The sequence below is a fragment of the Methanolapillus ohkumae genome, assembly GCF_032594355.1.
In the GTDB taxonomy this organism is placed as follows: domain Archaea; phylum Halobacteriota; class Methanosarcinia; order Methanosarcinales; family Methanosarcinaceae; genus Methanolapillus; species Methanolapillus ohkumae.
In genome coordinates this window covers 449,849-464,414 of the sequence record NZ_CP131061.1, presented here as the reverse complement: position 1 = coordinate 464,414, position 14,566 = coordinate 449,849, and the positions used below count along the sequence as shown (strand labels likewise).

Below are 14,566 nucleotides of genomic sequence, written 5' to 3'. Positions count from 1 at the left end.
AATAATTTCACAAAACTCAACAAAAAATGAAAAAAGATCGAAAATATTAAAAAACATTAAAAAACATTAATAGGGGATTCATACATATGAAAAAAATATTCGTTTTGCTTATCTTATTTCTTTTACTGGGATCTATGATTCCGGTGAATGCGGACCCGGCACCGCCGGAAAAACTTGAAATTCTTTATCTCCCTTCCGGACAAAGTAACATTGTTTTGATGGAATCTGCAATGAATAATGTGACCGTAGCGACTCATGTCAACTTGACTTGCAAAATTGCATCAATGACAACAGACGTCAGTGATTGGGATCTAACAGCATATGATGTTGTTTTATTCAACCACGTCGAACAAACCGTTGTCAGCCGGCTGGAGCCAAAATTGGATGCCGCAAAGGCTCAAAACTTAAATTTTAAAGTGGCTGCGGTTTCAACTCCGTCCGTAACTTCAACTCTGTCTTTAGTCGATGGTTCCACAAATTATACAGAATGCTTTGTTTATTTGGGCGTTGACAATATGGAAATTGCCCTTCTCTACCTTGCCAAAAAAACGGGTCATTACGAAGGCCCCGTTCCCGTTCCGGTTGCAAAATCAATTTATGGAATTTATCACCCTGACAAATGGTCTTCTTCTAATCCTTACCTTTTCGACAATGTTTCCGAATATTTGACATGGTATGCCGATAGCACCCGTGACGGAAATTTACATGTTTATGACCCTGATAAGCCGACAATCGGTGTTATTCCTTCCACGTCCTTGAAGGATGTTTCACGGGACGGACCGATTATTGATTATTTGGTTCGCGAAATTGAAAATCAAGGATACAATGTCATTGTCGGAACATATGTCATGGCAGCCGCAACTGGATCAAAACCAAATGAAAATAAAGAAAATTTTATGATAATTACAGAGACCGGAAGCGACACAAATTACGAAGTTGTCATTGACGCTGCGATTGCTTTATCACGCGGCGGGCGTTTATTCTCCTCAAACGGAGACCTTGGACAACAAGAATTAGAAGCACTCGGCGTTCCGATTTTAAACGGGGTCCAATTATATTCCGGCAAAACGCAATCCGATTGGGAAAATTCAGATCAGGGTGTTTTTTCAGACCAGTTGTATCAATTGGCTTTTGCTGAGATGGATGGCATGATTGAACCGATCGTTATTGCGGGAAAAGATGAATTCGGATACAACATGCCGATTGACTACCAAGCGGATTGGATGGTCAAACGTGCGATCTCATGGGCGGAACTTGGAAACAAGAGCAACAACGAGAAAAAAATTGTAATACCTTATTATGCCGCCGAAGCCGGAAAAGCCAACATCGGCGCGGACCCGGATTATTATTTGGATGGACCCGGAAGCATTCTTGAAATTTTAAAAGCCTTGAAAACGGCCGGATATAATTTAGGAAATGATGAACTTCCTTCCAAAGGCGAATTGATCGAACAGATGACAAAATACGGATACAATGTCGGAACTTGGGCACCAGGTCAGCTTCAAAAAATGGCGGAAGATGGGTATGCCATTATGCTTCCCCTAAATGATTATCTGGCGTTTTATAACACATTGGATTCTTCTCAAAAAGCGGCCGTTGAATCGGTTTGGGGCGCACCTCCCGGAGATATCATGGTTTATGAAAATTCGTCCGGAAAATATTTCGTGATTCCGGCATTGAAATTTGGAAATGTTGTTCTGACTCCGACACCGCTTCGTGGCCGTGACCAAAGCCAAGATGCCTTGTCACGTAACGGAAATTATCCGCCAACTCACCAAGCTCTTGCCATGTATTACTATTTCGGAAATGCATCTCAATACAATGCGGATGCCATGGTTCCAATTTGGACCAATTTAGCGGTGATGCCGGGAAAACAAGCCGGACTTTCTGCCAAAGACTGGACAGCGATTATGATTGGTGATATGCCGATTATTCATCCTCTGCCGGTGGATTCTACCGGACTCACCGATAAAAGGCGGGCAAATATGGCGATTGTCAACTTTTTGACACCGGTTTTAACACCATCCGGTCTTTATGGCAATCTTTCAACGCTCGAATTTAAGATCGGTGAATACAAAACAACTGCAGATGACTCTGTTAAGGCTGAAACGTTGGATTCAATTATTGATTATTGCAATGAACTTGGATTTTCGACAAGCCTTGGAATTAATTGGGAAAGTGATAAGAGCGACGCTGTGAAAATTAATCAAGATCTTGAAATTATTGAAAAACATCTTCGTGGAATTAAAGGAAGTTATATTCCATATGGGGATCACATCTTTGGAAAACCCCCATCAGACACATTAATTTCCGGAAAGACATACAGTGAATTGGATCTGATGGCTGAGGCGATTCATATTCAAAATTCAGGAATTTCAACTGAGGAAGCTAAAAATTTGTTAAATAAATCCACGGATGAAATGACAAATTTGCTCAGGGCTTTGAGTGGGAAATCCATTCCGATTGGTTCAACCGGAGATCCTGTGTATAAACCGGAAGTTCTTCCAACCGGTAAAAATCCGGTTCAGAACGATTCTCGCTATATTCCAACAGACGATGCGTGGAAAATTGGAAAAAATTTAACCGGCAAGCTCATTGAAATTTATCAAGAGAAAAACGGTGCCGGAAAATATCCTGAAAAAGTAGCTTTCCTTTTATGGGCTATTGAAACAACGCGCAATAAAGGAACATCCGAATCAGAAATTTTCTATTTGATGGGAGTTGAGCCGGTCTGGGCGACCAGTGGCTCCGGCACCAATCGTGTCACTGGCGTTCAGTTAATTGCTGGATGGAATAAGCCGCGCGTTGATATTGTTGTTGAAACATCCGGGTCTTACCGCGATGTTTACAGTCAGCAGGTTCTCTTAATCAATGATGCTGCAAAACTCGCAGCCAACGCTCCTGACAAAGGCCAGCCAAATTACGTGAAAATAAATTCAAATGAGATCGAAAGTGCACTCATCGCCAAAGGATACAATTCGACGTTTGCCAAAGAAATCTCAACGGCCCGCGTTTTTGGTCCGCCGCCGGGAGAATACACCCCCGGAATTGAAAATTTGGCCGGAAGCGATCTTGAAAATACAACAACGGCCGCTGACCTCTACATCGAACGAATGAGTTATGCTTACGGCGTCAACCTGACGTACGATAAAGATGGAAATGACTTGCGTGTCGATGGCAAAGTTGTCACACAATGGGGCATTCCGGTGCCGGAAGTTTTGACGCAGAATCTGAAAAAGGTGGAGATGGGTGTTTTCTCCAGAAGTTCCAACGTTTACGGACTTTTGGACCATCCGATGGTGGCGTCTTACTTTGGCGGTCTTGCGGCGGCCATTACAAAATCCGGCGGAAATGCGGACATGTACATCAACAACCAAAGAAATGGCGGAGAAGGTGTTGAATCTTTGGGAGAATTCCTCAACGCCGAATTGAATTCGAGAGCTTTTAACCCGAAATGGATTGAAGGCATGATGAATTCCGGATACGCCGGAACAACACACATGGAAGAAATGTTTGGCGCGCTGGGAGTTTGGGATATGACGATGCCGGGTTTAGTCACCGGCGATACTTGGTCAAAACTCAATGACATTTATGTCAATGATTCGACCAATCAGGGGGTTTCCGATTTCCTGAAATCGTCCAATCCGTACGCCTACCAATCCATGGTTGGCAGCCTTCTGAATGCCGCTTACAACGGTCAGTGGGAACCGACCGCCGACCAGCTTAAGCAATTGCAGCAGGAATATGTTCAACAAACGGTCCTGAATGGTGTCGTTTGCTGCCACCACACGTGCAGCAATATGAATTTCAACAACCGGATTATGAACGGGTTAATGGCCCTTGATTTGCCGGAGGAAATGAAACGGGAATATGTGGATACGGTCAACATCGCGCTTGACAAAAGCTACAACCCATCATTGAACCCGAGTTCCGCCCAATCATCCGGCTCCGGAACCGGAACCGCCAAAATCGTCAATTCGAGTGAAAACAACACGTCAGACAACACCTCCAATGCCACGTCTTTGACGGAATCTGAAAATTCGGGATCCGGCTATGGAAAAGACAGTACACCAGCAGGGGTATCTCAAGTAACCGGCTACGAAATGATTTCTCAATCCATCGGAAGTACGGCTTCGGCAGTGAGGGACTTTATTTCCAATCCGTCGGTTTCATCATCCAGCGCCATTGCTATCGCTCTTGTTATTTTGTTGATTGGAGCCGTTTTTTACGGGTACCGGAAAAAAGGAGTCTGAGAATTGAAAAATAAATAAAAATCAAAATTGAATAGAAATCAAAAGAATAAGAATCAAAATTGAATAGAAATCAAAAGAATAAGAATCAAAATTGAATAGAAATCAAAAGAATAAGAATCAAAACAAACTCGAGGATTCTATTTTTCCGATAGCCTAATCGTTATCGGAAAAAGGATCCAAGGGGGGTGAAACAGGTTGACCGGCCGAACCCGGCCGGTTTAAATTTCTAAAATTGATTGTTTTTTAAAGCAATTTATCATACCGAATGTCATACCATACGTAACCAGCCATGATTATGATTGTTACAATGGCCCCAATGATGCCGAGAATCACCCAGTAAAAGGGGTTTTTCATAGACGTTATGCTTTCATCATTGGTTGACACATTATCCTCCGCCAAAGCCGGAGAGGCGAACAAAAGAACTGTAGCCAGCAAGATACCGATTATTGCTGAGGTGCATGTTTTTTTAGAAATCATTTTTTTTCCTCCATAAAGGTTAATAGTTTACCAATAGCGTGCCCCATTTCAGCGCTACGGCAACTTCCCGGCCGGCAAAAGGAAGAAATCCGGAAGACAATGAAATATAATTTTAGTATTATATATGTATTTTCGTTTTTTTAATTTTAATAAAGTATAATTGATTGAATGATAATAAATTTTTGTTTTTTAATATTATATTGTATATATGAGTATAATATTGATGGCATTGCATGTTGTAAATAAGATTATTATTTTATTCCAATCATTCTGAGTTAAAAAATATTCAAAATAGTTTTAAATCAATAAAAATTGTTTACTTTGAATTTCGCATCTCTCAAATATTTTCCGGAAAAATTAATTGAATAAGGTATTCTCAAATCGTTATTTGCGGTTTTTACAAAGAAAAAAAAGGAAAAAGGAAAAATGGAAAAAGGAAGAAAAAAAGGAAAAAAGGAAAAAAGGAAAAAGGAAGAAAAAAGGAAAAATGGAAAAAGGAAGAAAAAAGGAAGAAAAAAAGAAAAAATGGAAAAAGGATGGATAAAATCGTTTTAAATCCGGTCAAAATCGACCGATTTTGAGCCGGATTGTTTTGTTGAATTTGTTTTAAAAATCAAAGAATTCTCCTTACCACGGCTCATTTTTTATTCCAAGTTTATATCCGATAATATTTGTCCCCAAATGCAAAACCGGCGTAATGATTAAAACCGCAATGAGCGGCCAAAGCGCCAGCGTTTCAAAGAACCAAGTCCAAGACGTCAGCATAGTCAACAAAAACGCGCCGATGAGGAAATCGTATTGGTCCACAATTGGAAAAGATGACCCGCGCGGCATTCCAATCCGTCTTTTGATAAAACTAAAAGCCATGTCGCCGAGAAGCGCGCCGACCGCAAGCGACAAAATCGCGACGCAGGCGGACAAGTCCAAAGCGTCCGGAATTCCGGTTGCGGAAAAACCCGGAAGGGCGATCCCAAAGAAATTAAATCCCATTTTGAGAAGGAAAATTTCAATGATTCCGACCAAGAATCCCAAAAAAGTTCCCGCAAAAAACCCGCGCCAGGTTTTTCCGTCACCTAAAATCCGGCGCCCGTCTTTTAATTTTTTTCCGCCGTCAATCGGGCGCCCGCCTCCGAGAAGAGCGGCAAAAGAATTGGGCAAATACGCAGGAAGCATAATCCAAAGGCCGACAACGACCGCCGTAACAATTTCAAGAAACATATGACTCCTCTTTATAATTTTCTATTTTTTTGTAAAATATCTTTCGTGCTTTATTGCTCTTTCGTTTATTTAATGTTTATTTTTCCGTCATAACAGAGCAGACAATTTAAACATGAATCTCGTCCGATTCCCCCGGTTTTTTCTTTTTATCCGGCATCAGTTCCGCAAAAATCACGCTGAAAAAAACAACTGCCGCACCGGCATATTGAATCGGAAGGAGATGTTCTCCCGCAAAAAAGTACGCGAATATGGCGGCAAAAACCGGTTCCAACGCAAAAATAAGTCCGATATGGGATGGCGTGGTGTATTTTTGAGCGACAGTTTGCGCGACAAAACCAAACGCGCTGCAAAAAAGTCCCAAAAAGATGATCGGAACCCACAAATTTATTTCCGTTGGGATAAACGGGTCCTCCAAAAGCAAAGACAAAACAAGCCCGAAAATGGATGTGAACCCGAGCTGAATAATTCCCAAATTAAGAGAATCAACGCCGTCGCTGTCCACAAACCGCTTGGAAATCAAAATATGGAAGGAATAGACGACCGCCGCAAGGACGCAAATCAAATCGCCGATGCCGACGCCTAGGCTGCCTTCCAAAGTCATGAGAGCGATTCCGACCGTTGCGAAAATGCTGGCAATAATAATCTTTTTTTCCGGAATTTTTTTGTAGATGAGGGAGGAAAAAATCGGGACAAAAATGACCGTCAAACTTCCCAAAAATCCGACATTAGAAATAGTGGTGTGTTGGATGCCGTAGTTGACGCCGGCCAGCGTCAGGAAAAGCAAAAATCCTAAAATAACACCGCACCGGATGGTTTTGGAATTGATTTTAAAAAAATGTTTGGAAAAGACAAGGGCTGCGACAATAAACCCTAAGCCAAACCGAAGCGCGATAAAATTAAAAATCGGAAGAGCCTCAATACCCGCTTTTGTAAAAAGGTAAGACAAACCCCAAAAAAAGACGACCAAAAACATAAGAAGATCGGCTTTCTTTTGGGTGGTCATAAAATTCACGATTTTTCAATGCGGTCAACTTTTATCTGATGTGCGGTTTTTCCAAAGATACGATTAATGAGCGTTTGTCCAAAGATGCGGTGGATGAGCGTTTTAATCCAAAGATACGGTGGATGAGCGTTTTAATCCAAATTCGGTATAAAAAAATTCCGCATAAAGCGGAATTTTAAAACTTTTTTTTCAATACCGGTCATTTCAATATTGTTTTTCCAACATTTCTTTTTTCATATTCAATTATTGTTATCTTAATAATTGAATACGAATTATTTTTTCAAATTCTCTTTTGCCCAGCGGGCACCGGCTTTTAAAACATTTAAGTTCAAATCCACCAGTTTCGGTTTGTCGGAAAATGCGGAACGGACAGCGTTTTCAAAATCCATCTTTGAAAGTCCGGTTGTTCCGATTTCCATAATGACCCCCAGCATCGCGGTGTTGACCGCTTTTTGAGAGCCGCCGGCCGTTGCGATTTCAAGAGCGGGAACCTCAATGACCGTAACGCCTTTTGGCGGTTCAAAGCCGGTGATGGAGGAATCGTAAAGCAAATATCCCCCGGATTTGACGCTTTTTGCGAATTTGTCCAGCGACGGGCGGTTAAGCGCCACTAAAATGTCGGGCTCATACACCACCGGGGATCCGATCGGTGTTTTGGACAAAACAACGGAACAGTTGGATGTTCCGCCACGCTGCTCGGGTCCGTACGACGGATACCACGACACGTTTTTCCCGCCGGCACACCCGGCCTCCGCCATAATAATTCCCATCGATAAAACACCCTGTCCGCCAAAACCAGCAATTTTTACGGCACAATTTTCAAAATCGGACGAATCTGTTTTTGTATCAGCGGCATCGGATGTCCCAAAGATTTCCAACAACTTTTGCGTGGAAAAGTCGCTGTCCGGACGAATCATCGGACACGTGTCAGCGGAACGGTCACGGAAATTACCGAGCGGATACTCTTTTTCCATCTGCTCATTGATGAATTCCACGGAAAGTTTCGCGTCTTGTTTTAAGTTGTTCGGGCAGCCGGAGAGGATTTCAACAAAAGCGTATCCTTTGCCGTCGCGCTGAATTTCAAGCGCTTTTTTAATCGCGATTTTTGCTTTTTTGATGTGTTTGGCATCGGACACCGACACGCGCTCAATAAATACAGGAGCCTGAAGGTTACTCAGAATTTCACACATGTGAAGCGGATAGCCGGAAAAATTCGGGTCGCGCCCATCTTGACACGTCACGGTTTTTTCGCCAATCAACGTTGTCGGCGCCATCTGCCCGCCGGTCATTCCGTAAACGGTGTTGTTCACGAAAAAAACCACCATTTTTTCACCGCGGTTGGCGGCCTGAATGGTTTCATTGAGTCCGATGGACGCCAAATCACCGTCTCCCTGATAGGAAATCACGACCGTATTGTCTTGTGCCCGGGAAATTCCGGTTCCAACCGCGGGTGCCCGACCGTGTGCGGTTTGAATGTTTCCAAAATCAAAATAGTAGTACGCGAAAACAGAGCAACCGACCGGGCTGATGAGAACGCAGCGGTCTTGAATTTCCAAGTTGTCGATGGCTTCTCCGATGAGTTTGTGAATGACGCCGTGTCCGCATCCCGGACAGTAATGGGTTGCCGTCGGAGCGGCGCCACCTTTTCGTTTAAAGATATCATTCATGCTGGCCGGTTTTTTAAAGACTTTTTCGGCACTTATTGCGGTTTTCGAAACATGAGGGGTATTTACGATTTCTCCAGCCATTATTTTTCCTCCGGCTTTTTTGTTGTTCCTGTTGTTGTTCCTATTGTTGTTCCGGTTGTTGTTCCGGTTGTTGTTTTTGCGGTTTTTTGTTTTTGATTAATTTCTTTGATTTTTTGAATCAATTTTTCAATTTCGATGATGTTTCCGCCCATCCGGTTCGCAAGTTCCACATCGCGCTTGCACCGAATGGCCAGCATCACATCATCCCGCATTTGCCCGGAACTCATTTCCACCGCCAAAAACGTGCATTCCCGATCTGCGATTTCATTGAGCCTTTTTTCCGGGAAGGGAAAGAGCGTAATCGGGCGGAACAGACCGGCTTTGATTCCATTTTGTCGGGCGAGATCAACTGCGCTTTTTGAGATCCGGCTGCTGATTCCATAGGACACCAAAATAATGTCGGCGTCTTCTGTATGATATTCTTCGTACAGCGGTTCGTTTTCACAAACGGTTTGATACTTTTTCATGAGTTTGTTGTTAAACGCTTCCAGCTGGTCAAAATCAAGGAAAATGGAAGTCACCAGGTTCTTTTTTGTTTCACGGTTCCCGGAAACAGCCCACGTATTGTCAATTTCCGGCATGGTCGCATTTTTGGGGAAAACGAGCGGTTCCATCATTTGTCCCAAAACTCCATCGGCCAGAACAATAACCGGATTTCTGTATTTAAATGCCAAATCAAATCCTTTTATGGTGAGATCGCACATTTCTTGGACGGAATTCGGTGCCAGAACAATATTTTTGTAGTTCCCATGTCCGCCGCCTTTGACAATTTGGTTGTAGTCGGCTTGTTCGGGTCCGATATTTCCAAGACCGGGACCGGCCCGCTGAATGTCTACAATCACGCAAGGCAATTCCGCGCCGGCAAGATAGGAAATTCCTTCTTGTTTCAAACTCATTCCGGGACCGGATGACGCCGTCATGACGCGGTGTCCTGTGGCGGCGGCGCCGTAAACCATGTTGATTGCGGCTTCTTCGGATTCGGCCTGCACGAATTTGCGGCCGGCCATGGGGAAATATTTGGAGGCCTCATGCAAAATTTCGCTGGCGGGTGTGATCGGGTATCCAAAATAGCAGTCACAGCCGGCATACATGGCCCCGATAACGACGGCGGTGTTTCCTTTAATCAATTGAACAGTCATTTTAAGCCTCCGTTTTTGTTTTTGCGGGAATGTGAACTTCAATCGCAAGCGGTTCCGGACAGGTGTAATAGCAGTTCGCGCATCCGATGCAACCGGTGCCGGCATACACGACCGGCGCGTATCCGCGTGCGTTAAGAACCGTCCCGATTTTTAAAACCCCTTTCGGGCAATCAAAAACACACCTTCCGCACGATTTGCATTCCAGTGCGTTGATGACCGGATACGGTGCGTTTTTTTCTTTTATTTCCGACATTTACAGACTCCTTTTTAATCAAAAGCGTAATTTCATACAAGATTAGACCTTAATGGTGAAATCACCCTATTTATAATTAATGAAGGTGATGGAAAAACCGACTCGCTGTTTTTTGATTACTTTTTCAAAAAATGTGTCGCCATAACGCATTCCGAGTGGCGTCAAAAAAAACAAAAAAAGAACGAAGAAAAAACAAAAACACGAAAAATAAAAATATGAAAAATAAAAATATGAAAAATAAAAATATGAAAAATAAAAAATACGAAAAACAAAGATGATCTTGTTCATCTTTGTTTTTACTTTTTTTAATTTACAGAATTATTCAAATTCGATCAACAATTCTTCTTTTAAAATGTTGACAATCGTCGCATAATTTTCGTAAGAAACCCATGCTCTAATTTGAAGGTCGACGGAAGCGTCGGTAATATTGGAAATGTAAATCTTCGGCTCCGGAATTTTCAATATTGCCGGATTTTTGTTGAGAACATCCATGACCGCCTTTATGGTTCCTTCGGAATTGTTGACCAATTTAAATGTCATGGTCAAATCAAAGCGACGGGTTGGAAGCTTGGTGGCATTGATAATCGGACTGTTCCAAATCATTTTATTTGGGATCATAATGAAAACATTGTCTGCCGTCACCAATTCTGTGGCCATAATACCGATGGTTTTCACCGCGCCGTTTTGTCCGGCGATGGTCACGTTGTCGTTGACTTTAAAGGGTCCCAAAACCGCAATCCAAATGCCGGCCGCCAAATTGTTCAAAGTGTCTTGAAGGCCAAACCCCAAAATGAGACCGATTACTGCCGAAAGTCCCAAAATTACGGAACTGACGGAAACGCCAAGCGTACTCACAACCGCCAGTAAAATACCGACATACAAAAGAATCGTCAGCAATTGAACCAAAAGCGCAACAATTAATTCCGGCAGCCGGGTTTTTCCGGCCGACCTTTTAAAGATGCTGATAATGACACGGGCAATAATGAAACCCGCAATCAAAACAATAAGCGCAAACACAAAATCTGCAACAACTAAATCCGTATAAGGAATCGGAGTTTCTAAAAATTCAAGCATAAGAAGACCTCGACAAATATTCCTCTATAAATAATCCTCGATAAATATTCCGTGATAAATAATCCTCGATAAATAATCCTCGATAAATATTCAATTTTCACTCGACCGGACTTGTTTTTTAGGTTAAAATTTTTTATAAATCCGTGCGGGAATGAATGAGAATTGTATCAATTCAAAATATATAACATCTCCGTAATGTATTTGCAAACGAAACCTATTAAAGCGGATTTGAGAATATTAGATTCGATAATATTATATTCAAGTTATAACAAATTAAACTTAATTTTTTGATAACGGATACAGATAACATGAAGCAGGAACTTGTTCAACTTTTGGTCGAAATGTTTAGATCATATGGGTATAAAACAGAAGAGGGCGCCTTTTGTGACATTGTCGGAAAACGGCAGGATTATGAAATTTGGGTCAAATGTGATATGGACGGAAATCTGGATACTTTGGAGCGGTTTACGCAGCAGTCCAATGGAAAAAACAGCTTGTACATCACGACCAAAAGAATTAAAGGCGGCGATGAAACCGTTCAAAGATATGCACAGGACACCGGTGTTGTCATTTGGGATCGGGATGAGCTGGCAAAAAAAGTGGGCGCGTTCATGGTGACCAATTTGAGCCGGGAAACTTTAGAGATGATTGTCGGCAGCTATTGTATTGAATCTATGGTGGACCAAAAAAAAAATTTTGACCCCATCAGTGCCTTTGCTCACTCCAAAAATCCGAACAGTCCTGTAAAACCGGAATTTGAGGACTCTGAAACCGATATTTTTTCACCGGCGGAAAAAAAATATGTGTCGGCTGATGTCAGCGGATTTCCAAGTTCATTTTTGGCGGGAATCGAGGAAGAAAAAGAAAGAGAAGAGATAAAAGTTTCAAAGCAAGAGACAAGACCGGAAACAAAGCCGGAAGCTTCGGAATATATTATTGCCGAACCCAAAAAGCCGGAAACAAAACCCAAAGAAACAGTGCCGGTTGATGATAAATTCAAAACCCTGCGGACAGAGATCATCGCGGTTCGGGCGTCACGCTTAAACATGCCGATTGAGCGGGCGGTCGCCATCGGAAAATCCACATTCGGTGAAGTTAAAGATGTGATTTTGAAATTTGTACCGTACTGGAAATATTCCTATACTCTGGCGGTGGACCGTAAAATGGGAACCGAACACATCAAAATGGCGGCGTCGGGAGATGGAATTTACAATGCGGTGACTGGATTTGAGGATTCTATTGAACTGGGGGAAATCAGCGAGCAGACGGAAATTCCCGACATTGATTATGTTTTAAAGCAAGCGAAAGTGACAAAAGAAGAAATCCGTGCCAAAATTTTGGAAAAACTCATTTTGGAAAACACAAAACAAGTGAAAACAAACAACACCGATGCTCAATCCGTGATTTATCAAAACAAAACATTTAAGCCGCTGGAAAAGGATTTTGACATCAAAATCACTCAAGTTTTCGCATCCGTTTGGGAAGTCAAGGGAAAAAAGGATTGTATCGAAATCAACGCCTACAATTCCCAACAATTGACAAATCCGGCCGATGACGGTGCCGAATTTGTTTAATCTGCCCATGAGATTAAAATGCAAAGAAAAAGTTGGCGCTGAAAGGTTTATATCCTATTTCATGCGTTAACTTGTTTTACTGATTTAAAAAAAGTTAAATCACCTATGATGAAATATAACAAATAGAAAATTTAAAACTAAAATAATCAAATAAATAATTAAATAAATTGAAAAGCAGCGAATCTATGCGTGCCAAACGTCGGAAACATTTTATATCCGCAAGAAGATTAAGGGACTTATAAAATAGAAAACATATTATAAAATAAACAGTAGAGGTTAAATTATGATTACGATAACAGATGAAGCAATTACGGCTTTAAACGGGGTTTTGGAAGAGCAAAATAAAAAAGATCATTACCTGCGTGTTTTTATCGCCGGTCTCGGATGCAGCGGACCATCCTACGGATTGTCATTGGACAATGAAATCGGAAAAGATGACAAAACCGCAATCATTAACGGTGTGAACTTTGTCTACGAAAGTGAACTCGAAACCACCATTGAAAATTTAGTGATTGATTACATTGACAATGAGATGGGAACCGGATTCATTATCGAAGACCCGTCCGCGCTCAAATGCGGCGGCGGTTGCGCCGGCTGCCATTAATTAAAAAACATAAAAAGACGAAAATGAAAAAGAAAAAACGGAAAAAGAAATATTTTTTTTCCGCTTTTTTCCCTTTTTTACATATTTAGTTTTCATTTGTTACAATTTCATTATTTTTACGACTTCATTTTTTACAATTTCATTAGTATTATTTTTCAAGAAAAGCGAATGGCTTTTATATTTTAGACAAAATTAATCAATCACGTTTTTATTCTATTTTAAAAAATTTTATTTAAATTATTTAAGATGTTTTGAAGAGAAAAAGAGGTTTGAAATATGTTTCCGGGAATGGGCCGCGGTATGAACCCCAAAAAGATGCAGGGAATGATGAAACAGCTTGGCATTGACATGGTTGAAATTGAAAATGCCGAACAAGTGATTATTAAAACAACAGATGGCGACATTATTATTGAAAACCCGTCAGTATCTATAATGAGAGCTCAGGGAGTCGACACATATCAAATCAACGGAAACGTGAAAAAAGTTCCCAAAGCCCTTGCGATTACGGAAGAGGATATCCGGCTCGTTTGCGAGCAAACCGGCGTTTCTGAAGAAAAAGCCCGTGAGGCTTTGAAAGCCTCCAACGGAGATTTAGCGGAAGCCATTTTGTCTTTAGCTTCTTAAAATCTTTTCTTTTATTCTTTTTTTCGTTTATTTTCATTTATTCTTTTTTTTCTTTATTCTTTTATTTTCTTTTGCTTTTTGTACGTTTGTCGCCGCGCGCGTTATGGCAACATATTTTTTAAAATCACTCAAAAAAATGGACCGGGTTTTTAAAAAATATGAACCGATGGCCACCTTAAAAAATGCAAACCTGAAAAAACAACCTCAAAAAAATATGCAAGCCCCCTCGAAAATTCGGACGCAAAAATTCCTCCGCTGCGCTTCGGAATTTTTCAAAAGGCAGGGAAACCACTTACCACCAAATTCACTTTGAGAATGCTCCCCCCGGTCGCAAAAAAATTGAAAACAATTCCTATTCTTCCATCCAAGTAAGCCCTCCCGAAAATTCGGACGCGTACCGCGTCCGAATTTCTCGGATTGTTATGAAAAGATAGATGGTAAAATGCATGACTGCGGAATTGTTACAGTTTGCCACACTGCTTACGGTTTTAATTTGCCGCACTGCTTACTTTTTAGTTTGCCGCACTGCTTACGGTTTTAATTTGCCACACTGCTTACTTTTTAGTTTGCCGCACTGCTTACGGTTTTAATTTGCCACA

General features: G+C 41.6%; 13 protein-coding genes and 1 pseudogene. 6 read left to right on the top strand and 8 right to left on the bottom strand.

Annotation, left to right across the window (positions count from 1 at the left end):
• Nucleotides 1-86 precede the first annotated feature (86 nt).
• Nucleotides 87-4,253, top strand: a complete 4,167-nt coding sequence (locus MsAm2_RS01830) for a cobaltochelatase subunit CobN (protein ID WP_338098114.1) — start codon at nt 87-89, stop codon at nt 4,251-4,253.
• A 243-nt stretch (nt 4,254-4,496) separates the two neighbouring features.
• On the opposite strand, the gene MsAm2_RS01825 is transcribed toward MsAm2_RS01830, so the two are convergent.
• Complete coding sequence (locus MsAm2_RS01825; protein ID WP_338098113.1) at nt 4,497-4,688, bottom strand: hypothetical protein; 192 nt, start codon at nt 4,686-4,688, stop codon at nt 4,497-4,499.
• A 468-nt stretch (nt 4,689-5,156) separates the two neighbouring features.
• On the opposite strand from MsAm2_RS01825, the gene MsAm2_RS01820 reads away from it, so the two are divergent.
• Complete coding sequence (locus MsAm2_RS01820; RefSeq protein WP_338098112.1) at nt 5,157-5,285, top strand: hypothetical protein; 129 nt, start codon at nt 5,157-5,159, stop codon at nt 5,283-5,285.
• A gap of 72 nt (nt 5,286-5,357) precedes the next feature.
• Here the strand turns inward: MsAm2_RS01820 and MsAm2_RS01815 are convergent, their stop codons facing one another.
• Both MsAm2_RS01815 and MsAm2_RS01810 read right to left on the bottom strand, forming a co-directional pair.
• Nucleotides 5,358-5,948, bottom strand: a complete 591-nt coding sequence (locus MsAm2_RS01815; RefSeq protein ID WP_338098111.1) for a CDP-2,3-bis-(O-geranylgeranyl)-sn-glycerol synthase — start codon at nt 5,946-5,948, stop codon at nt 5,358-5,360.
• Nucleotides 5,949-6,054: 106 nt separating this feature from the next.
• On the bottom strand, nt 6,055-6,951 hold the full coding sequence (locus MsAm2_RS01810; protein ID WP_338098110.1) for a DMT family transporter: 897 nt from the start codon (nt 6,949-6,951) through the stop codon (nt 6,055-6,057).
• 38 nt (nt 6,952-6,989) lie between these two features.
• Here MsAm2_RS01810 and MsAm2_RS01805 point away from each other — a divergent pair, with 38 nt between their 5' ends.
• Nucleotides 6,990-7,130 carry a hypothetical protein gene (locus MsAm2_RS01805; RefSeq protein ID WP_338098109.1) on the top strand — a complete coding sequence of 47 codons (141 nt, stop codon included), beginning with the start codon at nt 6,990-6,992 and terminating at the stop codon, nt 7,128-7,130.
• Nucleotides 7,131-7,223: 93 nt separating this feature from the next.
• Here the strand turns inward: MsAm2_RS01805 and MsAm2_RS01800 are convergent, their stop codons facing one another.
• From MsAm2_RS01800 to MsAm2_RS01785, 4 genes and pseudogenes are all read right to left on the bottom strand, one after another.
• Nucleotides 7,224-8,699, bottom strand: coding sequence for a 2-oxoacid:acceptor oxidoreductase family protein (locus MsAm2_RS01800; RefSeq protein WP_338098107.1), 1,476 nt, complete (start codon nt 8,697-8,699; stop codon nt 7,224-7,226).
• Between the two features lie 98 nt (nt 8,700-8,797).
• Nucleotides 8,798-9,838 (bottom strand): annotated as a pseudogene (locus MsAm2_RS01795) (3-methyl-2-oxobutanoate dehydrogenase subunit VorB); the annotation flags it as partial.
• Nucleotide 9,839: 1 nt separating this feature from the next.
• Entirely contained in the window at nt 9,840-10,091 is a 252-nt protein-coding gene (locus tag MsAm2_RS01790) for a 4Fe-4S dicluster domain-containing protein (RefSeq protein ID WP_338098106.1), read from the bottom strand.
• Between the two features lie 318 nt (nt 10,092-10,409).
• A complete protein-coding gene (locus MsAm2_RS01785; protein ID WP_338098105.1) occupies nt 10,410-11,165 on the bottom strand; it encodes a mechanosensitive ion channel family protein in 756 nt (251 codons plus the stop codon).
• 308 nt (nt 11,166-11,473) lie between these two features.
• Here MsAm2_RS01785 and MsAm2_RS01780 point away from each other — a divergent pair, with 308 nt between their 5' ends.
• From MsAm2_RS01780 to MsAm2_RS01770, 3 genes are all read left to right on the top strand, one after another.
• Nucleotides 11,474-12,739 (top strand): hypothetical protein, encoded by a 1,266-nt coding sequence (locus MsAm2_RS01780; RefSeq protein WP_338098104.1) that lies wholly within the window; start codon nt 11,474-11,476, stop codon nt 12,737-12,739.
• Between the two features lie 283 nt (nt 12,740-13,022).
• Nucleotides 13,023-13,343, top strand: coding sequence for a HesB/IscA family protein (locus tag MsAm2_RS01775; RefSeq protein ID WP_338098103.1), 321 nt, complete (start codon nt 13,023-13,025; stop codon nt 13,341-13,343).
• Between the two features lie 276 nt (nt 13,344-13,619).
• On the top strand, nt 13,620-13,967 hold the full coding sequence (locus MsAm2_RS01770; RefSeq protein WP_338098102.1) for a nascent polypeptide-associated complex protein: 348 nt from the start codon (nt 13,620-13,622) through the stop codon (nt 13,965-13,967).
• Nucleotides 13,968-14,319: 352 nt separating this feature from the next.
• Here the strand turns inward: MsAm2_RS01770 and MsAm2_RS01765 are convergent, their stop codons facing one another.
• Nucleotides 14,320-14,469, bottom strand: coding sequence for a hypothetical protein (locus MsAm2_RS01765; RefSeq protein WP_338098101.1), 150 nt, complete (start codon nt 14,467-14,469; stop codon nt 14,320-14,322).
• Nucleotides 14,470-14,566 lie beyond the last annotated feature (97 nt).